The sequence below is a fragment of the Cohnella sp. GCM10027633 genome, assembly GCF_042675445.1.
In the GTDB taxonomy this organism is placed as follows: Bacteria; Bacillota; Bacilli; order Paenibacillales; family Paenibacillaceae; genus Cohnella.
Genome location: NZ_JBHTGV010000005.1, coordinates 123,265 through 139,301, shown reverse-complemented (window position 1 = coordinate 139,301; position 16,037 = coordinate 123,265). Strand labels below are relative to the sequence as shown.

Genomic DNA, 16,037 nt, shown 5'->3' with positions numbered 1-16,037 from the left:
AATAATGAAGAGTATCAATTTTAAACTCTATTTATGGGCAACGCTGGTCATCTCTGTTTTAATATGGAGCTTGCTGCTGCTAGTTTATCAAATAAAATTGGAATTCTCGTCTGCTGTGTTCAAACAAGTACCCACGGTGATTACATTAGACTTAGTTATTTGGTCGTTGTTTATTAAATACGGTTGGAAAATGAAGATTTTTAAGGGGTGGCTTGTTCAGATTCCTATCTTGCAAGGTACATGGAGAGGGGAACTTCAATCTAATTGGATAAACCCTGACACTAAACAAACCTTGCCCTCCATCCCAATTCTTCTTGTAATTAGACAAAGTTTCTTGACCATTAACTGCACATTGTATACGGCAGAGTCTTCGAGTTACAGTTTTGTATCTTCGTTTTTGTTGGATGAGGAAACAGGGACTAGAAGGCTGATTTATTTTTATACAAATAAACCTCGTACATTAGTTAGGCACAGAAGTGAGATTCACGATGGTACTGCTGTCTTTGACATTCTTGGAACTCCACCCGCCAATATGATTGGTGAGTATTGGACAAGTAGAGGCACTTCTGGCGAGATGCGGGTTGAACATATTTCAACGAAATTGGCTGAATCCTTTCAAGCTGGAGTTACATTTCCAAAACCGCACGCAACTTAGAAGATATAATCACCGATAGTGACAAAAGGGGGCAGCGCAATGATTCATGAAAGTAAAGAAGTATCTAAGGTTGAGATAAATGATGTTAATATAACTTTTCAAGACGTATTCGAAAAGCCATATTTCCCAAAAGAATATACAGAAGAAATGAAGAATGCAAATGCACTGATTCTTCCATATGATGAAGGTTTCCGAGACCACGAACATCCCCTGTTTCCCGAACAAACAGGGGAATTTTATCACTACGTAAAAGATGCTTCCAAAGGAACCGATGTTAATTTTGATATTTGCGCTACCGATGAACAGTTCCAAGAACTTGAGCTCCATTCTGACCTAATAAACATTCCTAATATCATAATGACTATTTTTGCTTTTCCCATCGTTACCGGATTAATAACCAACTATTTGTATGATAAGCTGAAGTCACGTCGTAATGGACTTAAAGTAAAAGTAGATCTAATAGTTGAAACAAAGGGAAAATCTAAAAGGATTTCTTATGAAGGCGATGCTGACAAGTTTGAATCGACTATTAAAGCGATTAATCTCTTGGACGAGTAGGCTGTAGCTATGGATATTTCAACAATTAAAGATTATTTGCAAAATTTTCGGGACAATATCCTCAAGGAGGATATTCCCTATAATCTTAAATCACTAAAGGCAGTTGCAGTATCTTTGAACAATCAATCTGAGGCAAAAGAAATCTGGTGCCTTGAACAAACATATAAAGTAATTCAAGGTTACTTATCTGCCTTTCGGAATTTGCAAGAAAAGAAGCATTTTGATGCGTGGTTGGCCTTTGATCGTACCGATATAGAGCTATCCTTTTTGAGAAAGCATCTCGACTTTCAAGATAATAAGTACCATCTAAAATTTTATGACAAAATGATTCATCAGTACCAACAGTTGTTTCCATACCAGTACTTCATGAGTCGCGAGATGATTGTAAAACGAGCCACTTGTTCAATATGTGGTGCTACCATATCTTTAAGAAGACCTTGTGGTCATCGAGTAGGAGAAATATACGATGGTGAACAATGCTGTCGTATAATACAGGATGTTGAATTTTTAGCTATGGCAGTTGTAACAAATCCATTCGACAAATATACTGTTTTGTTCCCTCAAGGTATGGAATATAATTACTCAATGCTAGATACTCTGTTAACTCAGATTTCTGGCCCATATGATGATTGGACTCTCAGTGTTCTAAAGGAACGGAAGCAAGAATTCATTGGGGTAGGTCGCAATCAACTTTGCCCGTGTGACTCCGGAAAGAAATATAAGATGTGTTGTCATGGAACTGACAATGATCTCTTTAATCACCATCGTATTACTGTTCAAACAAGTACCCCAAGAAACAACATACCGATGTTCTGCGTGCATACTTGGAAGTAGTAGTTGAATTTGATTATAGATAATGACCACAAGCTAACTTGTTAAAGTGAAGCCGCTGGAAATAAAATTGAAATGTAATTATAAACCCCAGTCTATCAGCCGCCATTACCTTGGCGGTTTTTTGCATCCAATCTGAGAGGAGTGATCCATATGCCCACGGTAACCGCATCACGTGAACGACTGATTTCCGCCGCGATCACATTACACCATCCGCTTGACTATTATTTTGGTATCTTCCTTCGAGTCAAGGAAACGGAGGGTTTGAAGCTCCGAACGCTGTACGACCATAAGAACCACTACCGATACCTGCAACGCTGGCTGGTCGATCAGTACCCGATGCTCAACCTGGAGCAACTGACCGCCGACCACGTTCGCCAGTATGTAGGGCACATGTTGACTGAACAAACGCTGTACGACGGACACCCTACGTTGCAGAGCCATAACACAGTCAAAGGCTTGTCCCCAGCAAGTGTGAACATTCGCACCCGGACGCTCAAGTGCTTCCTACGATTCCTCCTCGACGAAGGATATCTGAAAGTCGACCTTGCTTCCCGTATCAAACTGCAAAAGGTCAAAGAGGACACTATCGGAGTTTTTGAGAAGGAGCAGGTCTTGCAACTGCTCGCCGCGCCAAACCAAAGGGAGTACACAGGTTTCCGAGACTATGTGCTCCTCACCGTGCTTTTCGATACCGGGCTTCGGATCAACGAGGCATTGAACTTGGCTGTGGATGACCTTAGTCTAACTGACAGGACGATTACCGTCCGCGCCAGCGTTGCTAAGAACGGCAAGTCGCGGGTTGTACCATAGAGTAAACGAACTGCGGAACTTATCGAAGTGCTTATCCAAGAGAACCGAACGCAGTTCACCAATCGTAGTCCTGCCAACGTGTTTCTCGTGAACAACGGCAAGCCGTTGACGTACAACCAAGCCTACAAACGCATTCGTTTGCACGGCGAGACAGCGGGGATCACAGGCGTTCGCGTCTCTCCGCACACGTTCCGGCACACATTCGCTACGCTGTACGTCAAGAACGGGGGAGACCCGTTTTCCCTGCAAAAGATACTCGGCCACCACGACCTAAGCATGGTACGGAACTACGTCCAACTGAACAACCGCGATCTGCAAGAGCAACACGCACTAAGCAGTCCGCTCGTCGGCGTGTAACCATGATAGTATTGTAGGGCTGGACAACACGACTCAATATAACTACCTCCAACCTATACCTGAACCATAAATAGCCGCGATTCTTCGGGTAGTATCGGATGACTTTTCACAGTGGCGTTCATGCGGTCGTGTGCTTATGATACTTCAAGTATCCCGGTACGGGGCTAGAGAGATAGATACATCCAAGTAAACGAGCGACACGGTTGGAGTGTTTCTTCCGGTTTTGCAACAACAATCGCTTTTGTCCACGCAGATGAAGTCGCTGCGTCAGGTGTTGAATAGAACAAACAGCGGTGAAAGGGACTGACGCGATGATGTTCCCGATTTGCTTTCTGTGACTCTTTGCGCCGTGTCAGTCTACCATATGATATGGCGCGAAGACCTCTCGATTGTCCGCTTCGTTCCACTTCCTACAGATAATTGACAAGCATATTTTGGGCATGTTTTACTGGAGGCAGCAGGAAATCAATTAAACGAACGAAGCGTCAGCCACGCCCAAGTGTTGGGAATGGCTGACGTTTTTTTCGTGGCGAGGGGAGCGGCATGTATTGACGGAGCGGACGAAAGAGGAGCTATTCGAGGAATATTCCCGGCTTGAAGAGCAAGAAACAAGACTGCTCTTGCAGATTGAAACGTGCGAGGAATGCGTATCGGGCAAGGGGCAACTGTATCGGCATGGTGACAAAATCGACTTGCTGACTGTGGAAGAAGTTTTAACGCTTGTCCACAACAAGGAAAGGGAGCTTCGGACAGAACTGCTGCACCTGCAACTGGCTAAGATGATGATATCTTTCCGGCACAGTAGAGCAACCGGCAAGAATCGGCCACTGAAAGATCGAGATGAAGAGTAGGCTTCTGAAAAGCGAAAAGGCACTTCCGTTGGTCTTCAAGTCCGGAAAGGGCGATAGTAGCCCTTCGCACCTAAGAGTCCAAAAGAAATGCCTCGTCAGCGTTCAAACTATGGGAAGTAAATCGTCGGGTTCTGTAGCAGCCCTTTCGACTCCACGATGCTAAAGAGCTTGTCTGCTTGCAGAATGAACGTCAGCTTCTGAACACCGCTGACATCAATAGCAATGTTTTGTGCCGCTGATTTGATGCTAAGATAATCGCTCTCGTACAGCTTCTTTCCATTACTTTCAATAGTCAACCTGACGTTATAGTCGGACTCTATCTCCTTTCGTCCACTGACGAAAGTAGCCTTGAAAAACTTGGCCGACCGGTTGAGATTAAACGTCATCTGTGGGTTCGGATGATTCTGGTGAGCACCTAGCGTAACGGTACTGTCGTCCAACGGTTTGGGAATCGAGAAGCCGTCCGTGGTCGTTGCCACTGTGTATGTCAGCAGGCTGACATCTTTGACTCCTTTGGCGATCAGCGCGTCAGCTACATCCGAGTATCCTTTTGTTTTGGCGAGAGTCAGCAGTCCAACCCCACTCTTAGTTTTGAGAGTCAGGTCTGCACCATGCTCGATTAGCTGTTTCGCGTTTCCCGGCTGTTCGTGGTCGAGGGTATAGAACAATAAGTTGTCGCCCTCTGGTGATTGGACGTTAGGGTCGGCTCCGGCATCCAACAAAATCTTCGTCACATCTGACAAGCCTTTCTGGACAGCCTCGAACAGTACCGTTCTACCGTTTTGTTGTTTGTTCGAGTCGGCACCTTGGTCCAGCAGCAGCTTGACGATCTCTGCATTTCCGGAACGTACGGCGAGTGTAAGCAAGGTAGTGCTCCCAGCCATCAGATTGGCGTCCGCGCCGCTGTCCAGAAGCCGTTGAACTGCTTGAAGCTGAGAAGCATCGACAGCGTAGCTTAGTGCCGTTTCTCCTTTGCTGTTGACGGCGTTCACGTCAGATTTGGCTTTAAGCAAGAGGTCAATCGCCTCGATGTTGCCTTTCTGTGTGGCGATCATAAGTGCGGTTTCGTCTTTAGAGTCCTTCGTAGCTTCTTGCAAGAAGTGAAAGAGGCTGACGAAGTTCAGGAATTGCAGCCTAAACCATCTCTGTTATTGCTCCCAAGATTGCCAGAAGTTTAAAACTCAAAGTGCCGCTGAGACTCCATGAGGAATCTTAGTGGCACTTTGAGTTTGGGAAGTTATGGTTCAAAATGCAATCAAACTTTGATAAAATTATGTTAAATCCTACTATTTATTTAGAGGAGGTTGCGAACTATGAAAATTGAAAAAGCACTCTACAAATCCGGTGATATCCAAAAACCCATAGCAGCCTCCTTATTAACTAAAGATTTGTATGAAGCAGAATATCGCAAAAAATTATTTTGTACCGAGTCAGGCTGTAAAACCCTATTGTCATTTGTCGAGAGGAAGGACACGGAAAGTAAATTCTTTAAGACTTGGCCAAAAAAGGTACATAAAGAAGGCTGCAAAAACGCAGTTGAATATTCGGATAACGAAGGTGCTGGTGCTACAAATACAGAAGAAGAATCTAAGTACAGGCCATCTTCAAAGCAAATTCGAGATAAACTAAAAAGAGCGTATGAAAGTTATACGAAGAAACCGGAGCATTCGGAAGATTCCACGACCAACGTCCCCCATAACCATTATGGAGGCTCGGAGGCGTCCGGTGATTCTGGAGCAGCAACGTTAGCGAGTGATGCTGTTGAGAAGGATACTGGTAAAGGTCCGTACATTTATACCAGACTCTTCGACGCATTAAGTGAAGCTGATCTTAGGGAAGTACGTTGTGTTATCGGACAGGTTAGGAGCATGTACGTCTTTGATGATTACGCTTATATTAACCTTACTCCAAAGCAGCAAGGTAGCGTGAAAATTCGCTTTCAGCCGGATTTTGTAGCTAACAACAAAACTGAATTTGCTCAGTTTGAGTTATTCAAAAAGTATGTTAACTTGAAAAGGTCCTTGAAAGAGGAGGTAATTTGCTGTTGTATTGGTACTATTAAAAAGGCCAATTTAGGTTATAATATCGAGCCTGATAGTTACATTAATTTCACTTTTAATGGCATGGGTTACTATGAAATAATTGAAGATTATAATCGAATACTGGGGGCTAAAGCTTCAAAACACGCTTGAAAGTTATTCGCACGTTTTGCCGGGATTGGAGGAGCAAGCAGCAGCCAAGCTGGATGAGCTACTGAGCAACGCAACAGCAGTCGCGCCGAACCCACAGCTTTCCCTGCCGCTTCAGGGGTACAGTAGGGTGCAGCCGGGGGGCAGTCAGGGGTTCAGGCGAGCCCTAGCCGCTCCGAACGGCTCCGGCTTACAAGGGTTCAGGGGGTACAATCGATATTTAACCCCCAAGAGGAACACAGCAATAGGAAGATGCAAACGCAGCAACCCGGAGTAATGCAAACCTGACTGAACCTCTTGAACCCCAAGCAGCAGAACCGCTACGAGCGATAACGAGCGACTGTACCCCGAACTGAACCCCAAGTGACCCCCGACTTAACCCTTACCGGGGGAGTGGCTGAATAATAATCCGAGAGCAAGCAAGAGAAGCCAAGCGAGTACCCATGCTGTGGCTGAATCTAGCTTGCTCTTGCTGTTCCTGTGTTCGGTTCCGGCTGCTGCTGGACTGTCGGGCAACCTGACATGACTGCCGGACTGTTGCTGGCTCCGGGGTTCCTGCAACTGCTTTCGTCGGGTTCTTGTTTGCAATCTGTTGACAGAAAAGTCCAAAGAGGGCTGCAACAGGTCATCAAGAAGCAACCTGTCACAGCCCTCAAATCCGTGTCCGACGAGGGTTCTCGGTTCTTACTCTTCTCCCGTCTCAATCGGATTGTCCGCGTAGGAAATCCAATCACTCCAACTACCCGCATACAGCTTAACCTTGCTGAATCCCGCTTCCTGAAGCGCGATCACGTTCGGCGTAGCCGTAACGCCGGAGCCGCAGTACACAACAATCGGCTTATCCCGAGGCAAATCCTCGAATCTTGCCGCCTGTCCCGCTTCATCCTTCCAAGCTCCGCCCTCGCCAAGCCCGTCCTTCCAGAAGCGATTGATCGCGCCTGGAATGTGCCCCGCCTTCTTATCCAGCGGCTCGACTTCCCCGCGATAGCGCGGTGCTTCCCTAGAATCCACCAGAACCACAGACCCGTCCGCCGCCGCGACGATCTCCTGCACTTCTTCCACCTCGACGAGCATGTTGTGTTGCACTGTCGCGAGGAAAGGAGCCGGGATTAGCACCTTCTGATCGGCGTTGACCAACAATCCAGCCGCGCGCCAAGCCGTGAAGCCCTCGTCCATCACGTACACTTGCTCATGGCCCAGATACTTCAACAGCCACCACAAGCGGGAAGCCATCGCCCCGCCTTGATCGTCGTAGGCGACGATGCGGGAAGCGTTGCCGATGCCGACACGGCTCAGCGTTGCGGTCAGGTCGGCGATGTCCGGCAACGGATGCCGACCACCGTGTCCATCAGCCTCCAAAGGCCCGGACAGATCCTTCTCCAGATCCAGATACACAGCGCCTGGAATGTGCGACTCTTCGTAAGCCTGTCGGCCGGCGTCGGGCTTACCGAGCTGGAACCGGCAGTCGACGATGACGATGTCGGACTCGTACAGTCTGGCGAACAACCATTTCATTGGAACGATATTTTGCATGTGCGTATAAGCCTCCTCAATCCTCGCTATATACCCTCATTATCGCAGGACGAGCGCCATTATGCCACCATCGACCACGCCCAATCGGAGACTCAACGCGTCCCAGCGTTAACGAATTATTTTCGGTCCGCATAGATCATTATCCGTTGCCTTCCCGCCCTGTTCGGCATGAGATATAGATGAATGCACAAGGGAGGAGAACGACGATGGCGATTGTGTTCAAGCAAGTCGAAGATACGGCGATATTCTCCGCGGACGCCCAGGTGAAGACGAAGGAGGGCCTCTTGGAAGTCGGCTTCGTCGAAACCCAGCGCGTCCCGAACGGCAGCCTAGACGGCGTCATGCAGATCTCGTTAGACGGCAAACCGCTCGTGGTCGCTTCGAGTAGCGTGACGCCGAAGTCGGAGGGCACGTCGAAGCGGATCCGGAAGCAATTCCGCGTGTATGACGATCGCAAGCTCAACAAGCTCGGCAATGCCTTGGCCCGAGCCTTCGACAAGCTGGCCAAGGAACTGCGCAAGTTCGATAAGAACAACCCGATCCCGCAGCTCATGCCCTGCTTCATCAGGGTTCCGTTGTGCCGACTGGCTTACTCCCAATACATCGTTGCCTGCAGACTCAGAGGCCGGCCGGCGCAAGAATGCTTGCAAGAAGCGGAGCGGATCTACAACAACTGCAAGGGCAACTGCTGAGCTCGGCTCCAATCGCACAACGCGAAAAAAAGGCCACGCCCCCATGAGCGTGACCCGTACGATGGACATGATGCACGACGTGACCGCTTACGGGTCAATCGCGCTTCTACTTCGCGGACTTCCCCAACAAATACGGAACAACGGAATACGAGACGATATTCCGATCCCTGTACGTCGCCGTAATGACGTCGGCATGCTTGCTCAGCACGCCATGCTGCAGAATGACGGGCGTGAATCCTCTCTCGCGGGCTCCGTTATAGGTACCTAAGACGCAGTGCTCCGCGGCATATCCTGCCAGGATGATCATCTCAATGCCTTGATCTCGCAGCAGCTGTTCCAGCTCGGTCTTCCAGAACGAATTCGTATACACCTTGGTCACGACCGGGTCGTTGTCGTCCATCTGAACTTCCGGAATCGTGAGGAACTCGTCTCGATTCGCTTCCGTCCGGTCTTCGATGTCTTGGACGTGGATCACGACATGCCCTTGAGATCGGAACATCCCGGATACATGATTAATATACTCGCAAGCTCTACTCACGAGGCTCTTCTCTACGCCCTTCAAGTGAGCGGCTTGCATATCGATAACGATGAATCCGACTCTCATCATAGTTGCTCCTTCATGGTGTAAGGTAATCATCCTAGTCATGTCCCCCTCCCCCGCATCGTACACTGTACTAACGAGATTGCGGAGGGATGCCCTGGTGAAAATATCGTCCGGAGGTTACGAGGTCGTCTATCACGGGAGAGTGTTCGCGTACGGGATGAATCCGATCGAGGTCACCTTGTCCGAGGAGAACGATCCGCTCAAGTTCGTCTTCTGTATCGAAAGGGAACCAGAGCGTAACGACTTCACGACCGACATTCGGCTCGTTCGCTATAACGAGGTTCGCATCGCGTGCGTGAACTTCCCCCGGGGCAAGCCCACCGGCAACCACGACTTGATCCATCTGGGCGTGCTGAACAACCGCAAGCTGTCTCTCCGGTACGAGGTGCTCATTAACTTCGATTCAAGCGCGTGGTCGCTGACGTTCACGTTCTTCGCCGGCGAGGGGGTCGACGGGACATGAACAAGATCGAAGTCCAAGACCCGAAGGTCGCCAGCAAGATCATCGCCGCGAACGCGGAGACGGAACGCCGCAAGGCGGAGCTCGGCATTCTCGGGCGTTTCTTCGGCTCCGGCGAGAACGTCCGCCTGTATATTGTCGGCACAATCGCGCTGGGCATCCTGCTCGTGGCGCTCGCCTATACGCTGCTGCCCGACAAGCATCGCTCGCCCGAATTCGGGCTGAAGGACATGTGGACGCTCGTCGTGCTGCCCGTCGAATCGACGATTATCGGCTACTTGATCGGGTCTCGCTCCAAGGACGGCGGACAATAGGCGTTTACGCCGCCGTCTGCGCAACCTTGCGCTTCTCCGGCCGCGCGACGAGCAGCGCCCACGTGATGACGGCCAGCATGACGACCGCCATGACGGCGAACAGCCAGCGCGTCGCGTCCGTACCGTGCTCGTCGAGGAACCAGCCGGTCAGCTTCGGCATGAACGCGCCGCCGATGCCGGCGAATACCATCATGAGGCTTGTTGTTTTCTCGGACATGCCCGGCACCGCGCGGTTCACGAACACGAGCGCGACCGAGTACATGCCGGACATGGCCAGCCCGGTCAAGAAGGCGATGACGAACGCGCCCGATACGTTCTCGACCCCGCCGAACGCGGTGAACAGAACGGCGCATAATACGCACGTGACCATCATGTACGTGCCGCTGCCCCACCGGTCCGCCGCGTGACCCGACACCAATCGGCCGAGCACCATCGCGCCCCAGTATACGCTAATCGAGATCGACGCCGTCGATTCGGCGAGCCCGTTATTCTGAACGAGCAGCGACGGCAAGTAGTGGACGAAGCTCATCTCGAAGCCGACGTACACGAGGAAGAACAGCGCGCCCCCGAGCAGAATCATCGCGATCCGCCCGCGGCTCATGGCGCTCCGCTCCTTCGCGGCCGCGGCCACCGCCTGCGCGCTGACCGGCTGATCCAACACCGACGGCCACCAGATCATCCATAGAATCAACGTTATGGCCGCCAACGCGCTGACGACCGCGAACGCCGCTACCCACTGATCGATCGAGATCAGCCAAGCTCCGACGAACGGCATGAGCAGCGCCCCGACGCCGAACGACACCTCGACGCGGCTCATCGCCACGTTCGCGTCTTTGCCGGCCGAGCCGATGATGAACGAGGCGACGACCGCCTCGGTCGTGCCGAAGCCGAAGCCCGCGAACGGTGCCGCCGTAAGCATGAGTCCCCACGAAGGCTGGCTCACGTACACCGCTTCCGCGATCGTCATGATCGCGAGCGCCGAGAGCAGCAGCTTTTTTTTGCCGATTCGGCCGATTAACAGCGGTGCCAGCATGACCCCGACCATTCCGCCGAGGAACTGATGCATGACGAGCTGTCCGCCCGCCCCGTAATTGATGCCATATGATTGAACCATCGGCTCCATGACCGCGCCGACGACCAATTGCCCTAATCCGACTACGATGAATGCGGTACATGCCAAGAAGAGCAACCGATTCATGATGTACATTACCCCTTCCCCTGATGCGATTGCGGTGGTGCCCTCCCATCATACCATGACCCCAGACCCCCTCGATATGCGGCATTGTGTCGTATCGCTATCCGATCCTGTATACTGGAAGCACCTAGCCCGTACCGGAAAATAAGGAGAGACCGCCATGAACCCGCAACTACATCCGATGACTGAGCAAGAGGCGCAAGCCGTCAGCCAGTGGCGCTATCCGCCTCCTTACGACGTGTACCGATGGCCTGCATGGGCCGACATGCTGCGCGATGGCCGCGAGTTCGCGGACGCCGACATTCGTCGCCAGCAATATCTGTCCGTTCGCGATGCGGACGACGCAGGCAGCGAGGAGCTGATCGGCTACGTGCAGCTGTTCCCGCTCGACCGCGCGATCCGCGTCGGCATCGGACTGCGCCCCGACCTGTGCGACAAGGGGCTCGGACCCGCGATCATCAAGCTCGCGGTCGTAGAGGCTGGAAGACGCAAGCCTGGCGCGGAGATCGATCTCGAGGTCGAGCAGTGGAACAAGCGCGCCATTCGCGCCTACGAGAAAGCCGGGTTCAAGGTGACCGATCGCTATTCGCGTCGGGCGACGCACGGCATCGTCTATATCTACTGCATGGTGTGGCAACAAGCATAACCTTCGCGCCCCGCACATAACTTATAGTGGTCAACCAGATTCGACTGGATAGCGTTAGGAAGTGTTCCCAGATCAGGGCAGCGTCGCAGCCGCCCCCAAAGGAGGCAATTCCAGAGTGAAAGCGCTCAATCTAGCGGCACTGATTCTCATCATCCTAGGTGGTCTCAACTGGTTGTCGGTCGGTTTGTTCGAGTACGACGTCGTTAGCGAGATTTTCGACGGTGCGGACGAAGTGGGGTCGAGAATCGTCTATACCGTCATCGGCGTCGCCGCGCTGTACGCGCTGGCGCTCCTGCCGAAGGTCGCGAAGGACGACTGATTCAAGGATCGAGTAGGAGGGGGCGGCTAGCCCCCGTCCTCTCACACCACCGTACATGCGGGTCCGCATACGGCGGTTCCGAAAAGTTAACAAAGCTCCAGGTAACGTGAAAGCATACTTTTCAGCCCTTTCGCTTCCCAATAGGAAGTCGGAAGGGCGTTATTTATGTTTCGAGACATTTCCCACGTACCTCGACGTGAGTTGGCCATTATTAGACAAGCCCAATTAGGTACGCCTAGCGCGTGGAGTTCGCGGATTCGGGTGCGTACCCGTTTCCATTGCTTCCACAAGCACATGCGTAATCTGCGACGAATCCATTGGTCGAATTTCTCGCAATGTTTCTTCGCGGACGCTAGTCGGAAGTAGCCTATCCATCCAACGAGGTAGCGGTTAAGCATGGTAATGCGGCTCTCCATGGACATCGAGCGCGTTCGACTCGTCAGCTCCCTAATCTTCTCCTTGAATCGGGAGATGGTCTGTGGTGCTAATCGAATCGTTGCTTGCTTGTCCATGAGAAAACTAAAACCTAAGAACTTGCGGTTCCAAGGTCGGTCTACCGCGCTTTTCTCTCGATTCACTTTTAGTTTCAGCTTTCCTTCCACATAGCGAGTGACCGACTCCATCACGCGCAACCCAGCTCGTCGGCTAGCCGCGAATATATTACAGTCGTCCGCGTAGCGGACAAACCGTAGCCCTCGTTTGGTTAATTCTTTGTCCAGATCATCTAGCAAGATATTGGCTAGAAGCGGACTTAAGGGCCCGCCTTGTGGCGTTCCTTCTTCCGTCTTTTCCAGCGTCCCATCTGCCATAACTCCGGCATTCAGATAGGCTCGGATTAGAGTCAGGACACGCTTGTCCGTTACTTTCCGCGCCACTCTTGCCATAAGCATGTCGTGATTCACTCGGTCAAAGAACTTGGCTAGATCCATGTCTACAACCCATCGCAGACCGCTTTGGATGTAGCGCTGGGCTTGCTTTACCGCGTCGTGCGCTCGTTTTCCTTGGCGAAAGCCGTAGCTGTGCCAAGAAAAATCTGCATCGAAAATGGGGTTCATCACTTGTAGAAGTGCCTGTTGGAGAAAGCGGTCCATTACGGTCGGGATACCGAGCAGCCTCACGCCGCCTCCGGGTTTGGGGATTTCCACCCGTTTGACGGGCATCGGTCTGTACGTTCCTGTGAGAAGAGCGGTTTTCACCGCGTCCCAGCGCGTTTTCAGGTAAGCTTGTAGCTCTGCTACCGTTACACAGTCCACACCCGGGGCTCCTCCGTTTTGTACCACCCGCTTGTAGGCGAGTCGAAGGTTGTTCCCTTCGAGCATTCGCTCCAACAGTTCGTTTTGGTCTTCGCGAGAGGGAGGGGCGACTTGTGCCGACGAAGAACTCGGCGCTCCGGCATACCCTAGCGGCTTCACCGCTTCTCTTTGCCGTGAGCTCTCTTGCGAGATTTTCTGCTGTCTTTGCTCTTCGTGCGAACGCATCGGCTTCCTCTCTCCTTTCGGTTCAGCCCTTCCGCAAGGCGTTGCAACCCCCTGCGTACTATGGCTTCTGCTGACTCCTGTGGATTCTGCGCGGCTTCTCAGTCGCGGTTACGAACTTAGTTCGCCTATTCCACAGGTCTCCCCAGATAAGAACGTCATCTTTCTGCCCGCAGCCACTGGAGTCTACAGGGAGAGCCTTTGGCGACTTAGGATTTCGTCATGTATAGGTGACTCATCCGGCTAACTCTGCCTCAAATCCAGTTCGTGTACCTTGGCTCGTGCATTTGCCTCCAGCTTCCTTCAGATTCTGCCTCACGGCAGACACCCTTGCTCTTGGCTAACGGTAGGCGTTCGCCAGCCCCCGTTCGGGACTTTCACCCTAGAGATGACGCCCATGCTGGGCGTACTACGAAGAAGCCGCCGGGGGTTACCTCCGGCGGCTTTCTATTGCTTATATGGGTGCTATACCGTCGAAGGAATCGGCGTCCCGAACTGCGCCGCGTTCAGCCGCGCGTACGTGCCGCCCTTGGCGATGAGCGCCTCGTGCGTGCCGTCTTCCTCGATGCCTTCCTCCGTCACGACGACGATGCGGTCCGCGTGGCGGATCGTCGCCAGCCGGTGCGCGATGATGAGCGTCGTCCGGTTGACCGACAGCTCTTCGAGCGCCTGCTGGATCTGCTGCTCCGTCTCGGTATCGAGCGCGGACGTCGCTTCGTCCAGAATGAGAATCGGCGGATTCTTCAGGAAGATCCGCGCGATCGACAGCCGCTGGCGTTGACCGCCGGACAGCTTCAGGCCGCGTTCGCCGATGAACGTGTCGAGCCCTTCCGGCAGCCCCTTGAGCATCTGCTCGAGATTCGCCTTGCGCGCCGCGTCCCAGATTTCCTCTTCGGTGGCGTCGAGGCGTCCGTAGGCGATATTTTCGCGGATCGTTCCGTTGAACAGGAACACGTCCTGCTGCACGATGCCGATCTGGCTGCGCAGCGACTGCTGCGTCATCCGGCGAATGTCGGTCCCGTCGATCGTCACCGCGCCTTCGTCGATCTCGTAGAACCGCGGGATCAAGCTCGTCAGCGTCGACTTGCCCGCTCCCGAAGGACCGACCAGAGCCACCGTCTCGCCCGAGCGAATGCTCAGGTTAATGTCCTTCAGCACGTGCGCGTGGTTCTCGTACCCGAACGTTACCCGATCGAACGAGATGTCGCCCCGCAGGCGTCCCGCATCGATCGCGTCCGGCGCGTCCTTCACGTCCGGCTCCGTGTCCATCAGTTCGCAGTACCGGCGGAAGCCGGCCATCCCCCTCGGATACAGCTCCAAGAGCGCGTTGATCTTCTCGATCGGCTTCATGAAAATATTCACGTACAGCAGGAATCCGACCAACTCGCCCGGAGTCAGCCGCTCTTGGTACGTGTACCAGGCGCCGAACACGAGCACGATGATCAGGATGAGCCGCGTCAGCATGTAGATGCTGGCCGACGTGTACGAGATCGTCAGATACGAGCGAAGCTTCGCGAGGCGGAACCCGCGATTGCGTTCCGTGAATCGCTCCATCTCGAACTTCTCGTTGCTGAACGACTTCACGACGCGGATGCCTTGGACGCTGTCTTCGACGCGCGCGTTCACTTCGGCGATCTGCTCGAACATCGTCGTCGCGGCCTTGTTCAGCTTCTGGTTGAAGTAGACGATAATCCAAGCCAGCAGCGGCACCGCGACGAACGTAATGAGCGCGAGCTCCCAGTTCACCATGAACATGATGCCGAACACGCCCGCGAGCGTCATGAGCGCGATGAACAGATCCTCCGGCCCGTGGTGCGCCATCTCGCCGAGATCGAACAGGTCGTTCGTCATCCGGCTCATGATCTGCCCCGTCTTCGTGTTGTCGAAGAACCGGAACGACAGCTTCTGCACGTGCTCGTACAGCTTGCGGCGCATGTCCGTCTCGATGTTGATGCCGAGCTTATGGCCCCAATAGTTAACGACGAATTGCAAGCCCATGCTCAGGAGATACATCGCGAGCAGCGTCGCGCACACCCACGTGATTTTGCCCCAGTTCTCGGTCGGCAGCAGCGAATCGATCATCCACTGGACGCCCATCGGGAACGCGAGCTCCAGCAAGGCGACCGCGATCGCGCAACTGAAGTCGAGCATGAACAGCTTCTTATACGGCTTATAAAATACTAAAAAACGACGAATCATTCCTTATGCCTCCGTGAGAGCGACAATCGTGCGATTGGCGGCCATGCCGCTCTACTGATCGTAAGCCTTCGCGGCGTGGATGTCCAGCATCGTAAGCCCGCCCGAGTACCATGTCGTCAGTCGCAGCGTCACCTTGCGATAATCGATCGAGATGAACGGATGGTGCACCTGCGCCTCCGCGATGTCCGCGACCTTGTTCACGAATGCGACCGCCTCGGGGAAGGAAGGGAACAGGTACTTCCGCGTAATCGTCTTACCGTTCTCCTCGAGCTTCCAGCCTTCGAGCCCGGCGAGGTGGTCTTGCAGTTCTTGCTCGGTTAGCAGCGGTTGCTTGGCCATGGGGTAG

General features: G+C 52.7%; 17 protein-coding genes and 1 pseudogene. 11 read left to right on the top strand and 7 right to left on the bottom strand.

All coding sequences use genetic code 11. The features are described 5' to 3' along the window. Positions 1–4 precede the first annotated feature (4 nt). From ACFQZG_RS14200 to ACFQZG_RS14180, 5 genes and pseudogenes are all read left to right on the top strand, one after another. Positions 5–655: a Cap15 family cyclic dinucleotide receptor domain-containing protein gene (locus tag ACFQZG_RS14200; protein WP_378153556.1), complete on the top strand. Its 651-nt coding sequence runs from the start codon at positions 5–7 to the stop codon at positions 653–655. A gap of 39 nt (positions 656–694) precedes the next feature. After that, on the top strand, positions 695–1,213 hold the full coding sequence (locus tag ACFQZG_RS14195) for a hypothetical protein (protein WP_378153554.1): 519 nt from the start codon (positions 695–697) through the stop codon (positions 1,211–1,213). Between the two features lie 9 nt (positions 1,214–1,222). Next, positions 1,223–2,047, top strand: coding sequence for a YecA family protein (locus ACFQZG_RS14190; protein WP_378153553.1), 825 nt, complete (start codon positions 1,223–1,225; stop codon positions 2,045–2,047). A gap of 150 nt (positions 2,048–2,197) precedes the next feature. Further along, positions 2,198–3,214 (top strand): annotated as a pseudogene (locus ACFQZG_RS14185) (tyrosine-type recombinase/integrase). A gap of 548 nt (positions 3,215–3,762) precedes the next feature. Next, a complete protein-coding gene (locus ACFQZG_RS14180) occupies positions 3,763–4,065 on the top strand; it encodes a hypothetical protein (RefSeq protein ID WP_378153551.1) in 303 nt (100 codons plus the stop codon). 107 nt (positions 4,066–4,172) lie between these two features. On the opposite strand, the gene ACFQZG_RS14175 is transcribed toward ACFQZG_RS14180, so the two are convergent. After that, entirely contained in the window at positions 4,173–5,162 is a 990-nt protein-coding gene (locus ACFQZG_RS14175; protein WP_378153550.1) for an ankyrin repeat domain-containing protein, read from the bottom strand. A 216-nt stretch (positions 5,163–5,378) separates the two neighbouring features. Between ACFQZG_RS14175 and ACFQZG_RS14170 the strand changes: the two genes are divergently transcribed. After that, complete coding sequence (locus ACFQZG_RS14170) at positions 5,379–6,257, top strand: hypothetical protein (RefSeq protein ID WP_378153548.1); 879 nt, start codon at positions 5,379–5,381, stop codon at positions 6,255–6,257. Positions 6,258–6,938: 681 nt separating this feature from the next. Here the strand turns inward: ACFQZG_RS14170 and ACFQZG_RS14165 are convergent. Next, positions 6,939–7,787: a sulfurtransferase gene (locus ACFQZG_RS14165; RefSeq protein WP_378153547.1), complete on the bottom strand. Its 849-nt coding sequence runs from the start codon at positions 7,785–7,787 to the stop codon at positions 6,939–6,941. A 206-nt stretch (positions 7,788–7,993) separates the two neighbouring features. Between ACFQZG_RS14165 and ACFQZG_RS14160 the strand changes: the two genes are divergently transcribed. Then, a complete protein-coding gene (locus ACFQZG_RS14160) occupies positions 7,994–8,479 on the top strand; it encodes a hypothetical protein (RefSeq protein WP_378153545.1) in 486 nt (161 codons plus the stop codon). 106 nt (positions 8,480–8,585) lie between these two features. Here ACFQZG_RS14160 and ACFQZG_RS14155 read toward each other — a convergent pair whose 3' ends face one another. Continuing rightward, on the bottom strand, positions 8,586–9,083 hold the full coding sequence (locus ACFQZG_RS14155; RefSeq protein WP_378153543.1) for a cysteine hydrolase family protein: 498 nt from the start codon (positions 9,081–9,083) through the stop codon (positions 8,586–8,588). 97 nt (positions 9,084–9,180) lie between these two features. Here ACFQZG_RS14155 and ACFQZG_RS14150 point away from each other — a divergent pair, with 97 nt between their 5' ends. Together ACFQZG_RS14150 and ACFQZG_RS14145 are read left to right on the top strand one after the other, a co-directional pair. Beyond that, entirely contained in the window at positions 9,181–9,546 is a 366-nt protein-coding gene (locus tag ACFQZG_RS14150; protein WP_378153541.1) for a DUF6864 domain-containing function, read from the top strand. Then, positions 9,543–9,857 (top strand): hypothetical protein, encoded by a 315-nt coding sequence (locus ACFQZG_RS14145; RefSeq protein ID WP_378153539.1) that lies wholly within the window; start codon positions 9,543–9,545, stop codon positions 9,855–9,857. Before ACFQZG_RS14150 ends, ACFQZG_RS14145 begins: the two co-directional genes overlap by 4 nt. 4 nt (positions 9,858–9,861) lie before the next feature. Here ACFQZG_RS14145 and ACFQZG_RS14140 read toward each other — a convergent pair whose 3' ends face one another. Continuing rightward, on the bottom strand, positions 9,862–11,064 hold the full coding sequence (locus tag ACFQZG_RS14140; protein ID WP_378153537.1) for an MFS transporter: 1,203 nt from the start codon (positions 11,062–11,064) through the stop codon (positions 9,862–9,864). Positions 11,065–11,212: 148 nt separating this feature from the next. Here ACFQZG_RS14140 and ACFQZG_RS14135 point away from each other — a divergent pair, with 148 nt between their 5' ends. Further along, the gene (locus tag ACFQZG_RS14135; protein WP_378153535.1) at positions 11,213–11,698 is read left to right on the top strand and encodes a GNAT family N-acetyltransferase; all 486 of its coding nucleotides are present in this window, start codon (positions 11,213–11,215) and stop codon (positions 11,696–11,698) included. A gap of 115 nt (positions 11,699–11,813) precedes the next feature. After that, positions 11,814–12,017, top strand: coding sequence for a DUF378 domain-containing protein (locus ACFQZG_RS14130; protein WP_378153533.1), 204 nt, complete (start codon positions 11,814–11,816; stop codon positions 12,015–12,017). Positions 12,018–12,103: 86 nt separating this feature from the next. On the opposite strand, the gene ltrA is transcribed toward ACFQZG_RS14130, so the two are convergent. The 3 genes from ltrA to ACFQZG_RS14115 all read right to left on the bottom strand — a co-directional run bounded on the left by ltrA (position 12,104) and on the right by ACFQZG_RS14115 (position 16,030). Then, positions 12,104–13,495, bottom strand: coding sequence for a group II intron reverse transcriptase/maturase (gene ltrA, locus ACFQZG_RS14125; protein ID WP_378153531.1), 1,392 nt, complete (start codon positions 13,493–13,495; stop codon positions 12,104–12,106). A gap of 462 nt (positions 13,496–13,957) precedes the next feature. Then, positions 13,958–15,691 carry an ABC transporter ATP-binding protein gene (locus ACFQZG_RS14120; protein ID WP_378153529.1) on the bottom strand — a complete coding sequence of 578 codons (1,734 nt, stop codon included), beginning with the start codon at positions 15,689–15,691 and terminating at the stop codon, positions 13,958–13,960. 51 nt (positions 15,692–15,742) lie between these two features. Next, positions 15,743–16,030, bottom strand: a complete 288-nt coding sequence (locus tag ACFQZG_RS14115) for a 4a-hydroxytetrahydrobiopterin dehydratase (RefSeq protein WP_378153527.1) — start codon at positions 16,028–16,030, stop codon at positions 15,743–15,745. Positions 16,031–16,037: the final 7 nt, after the last annotated feature.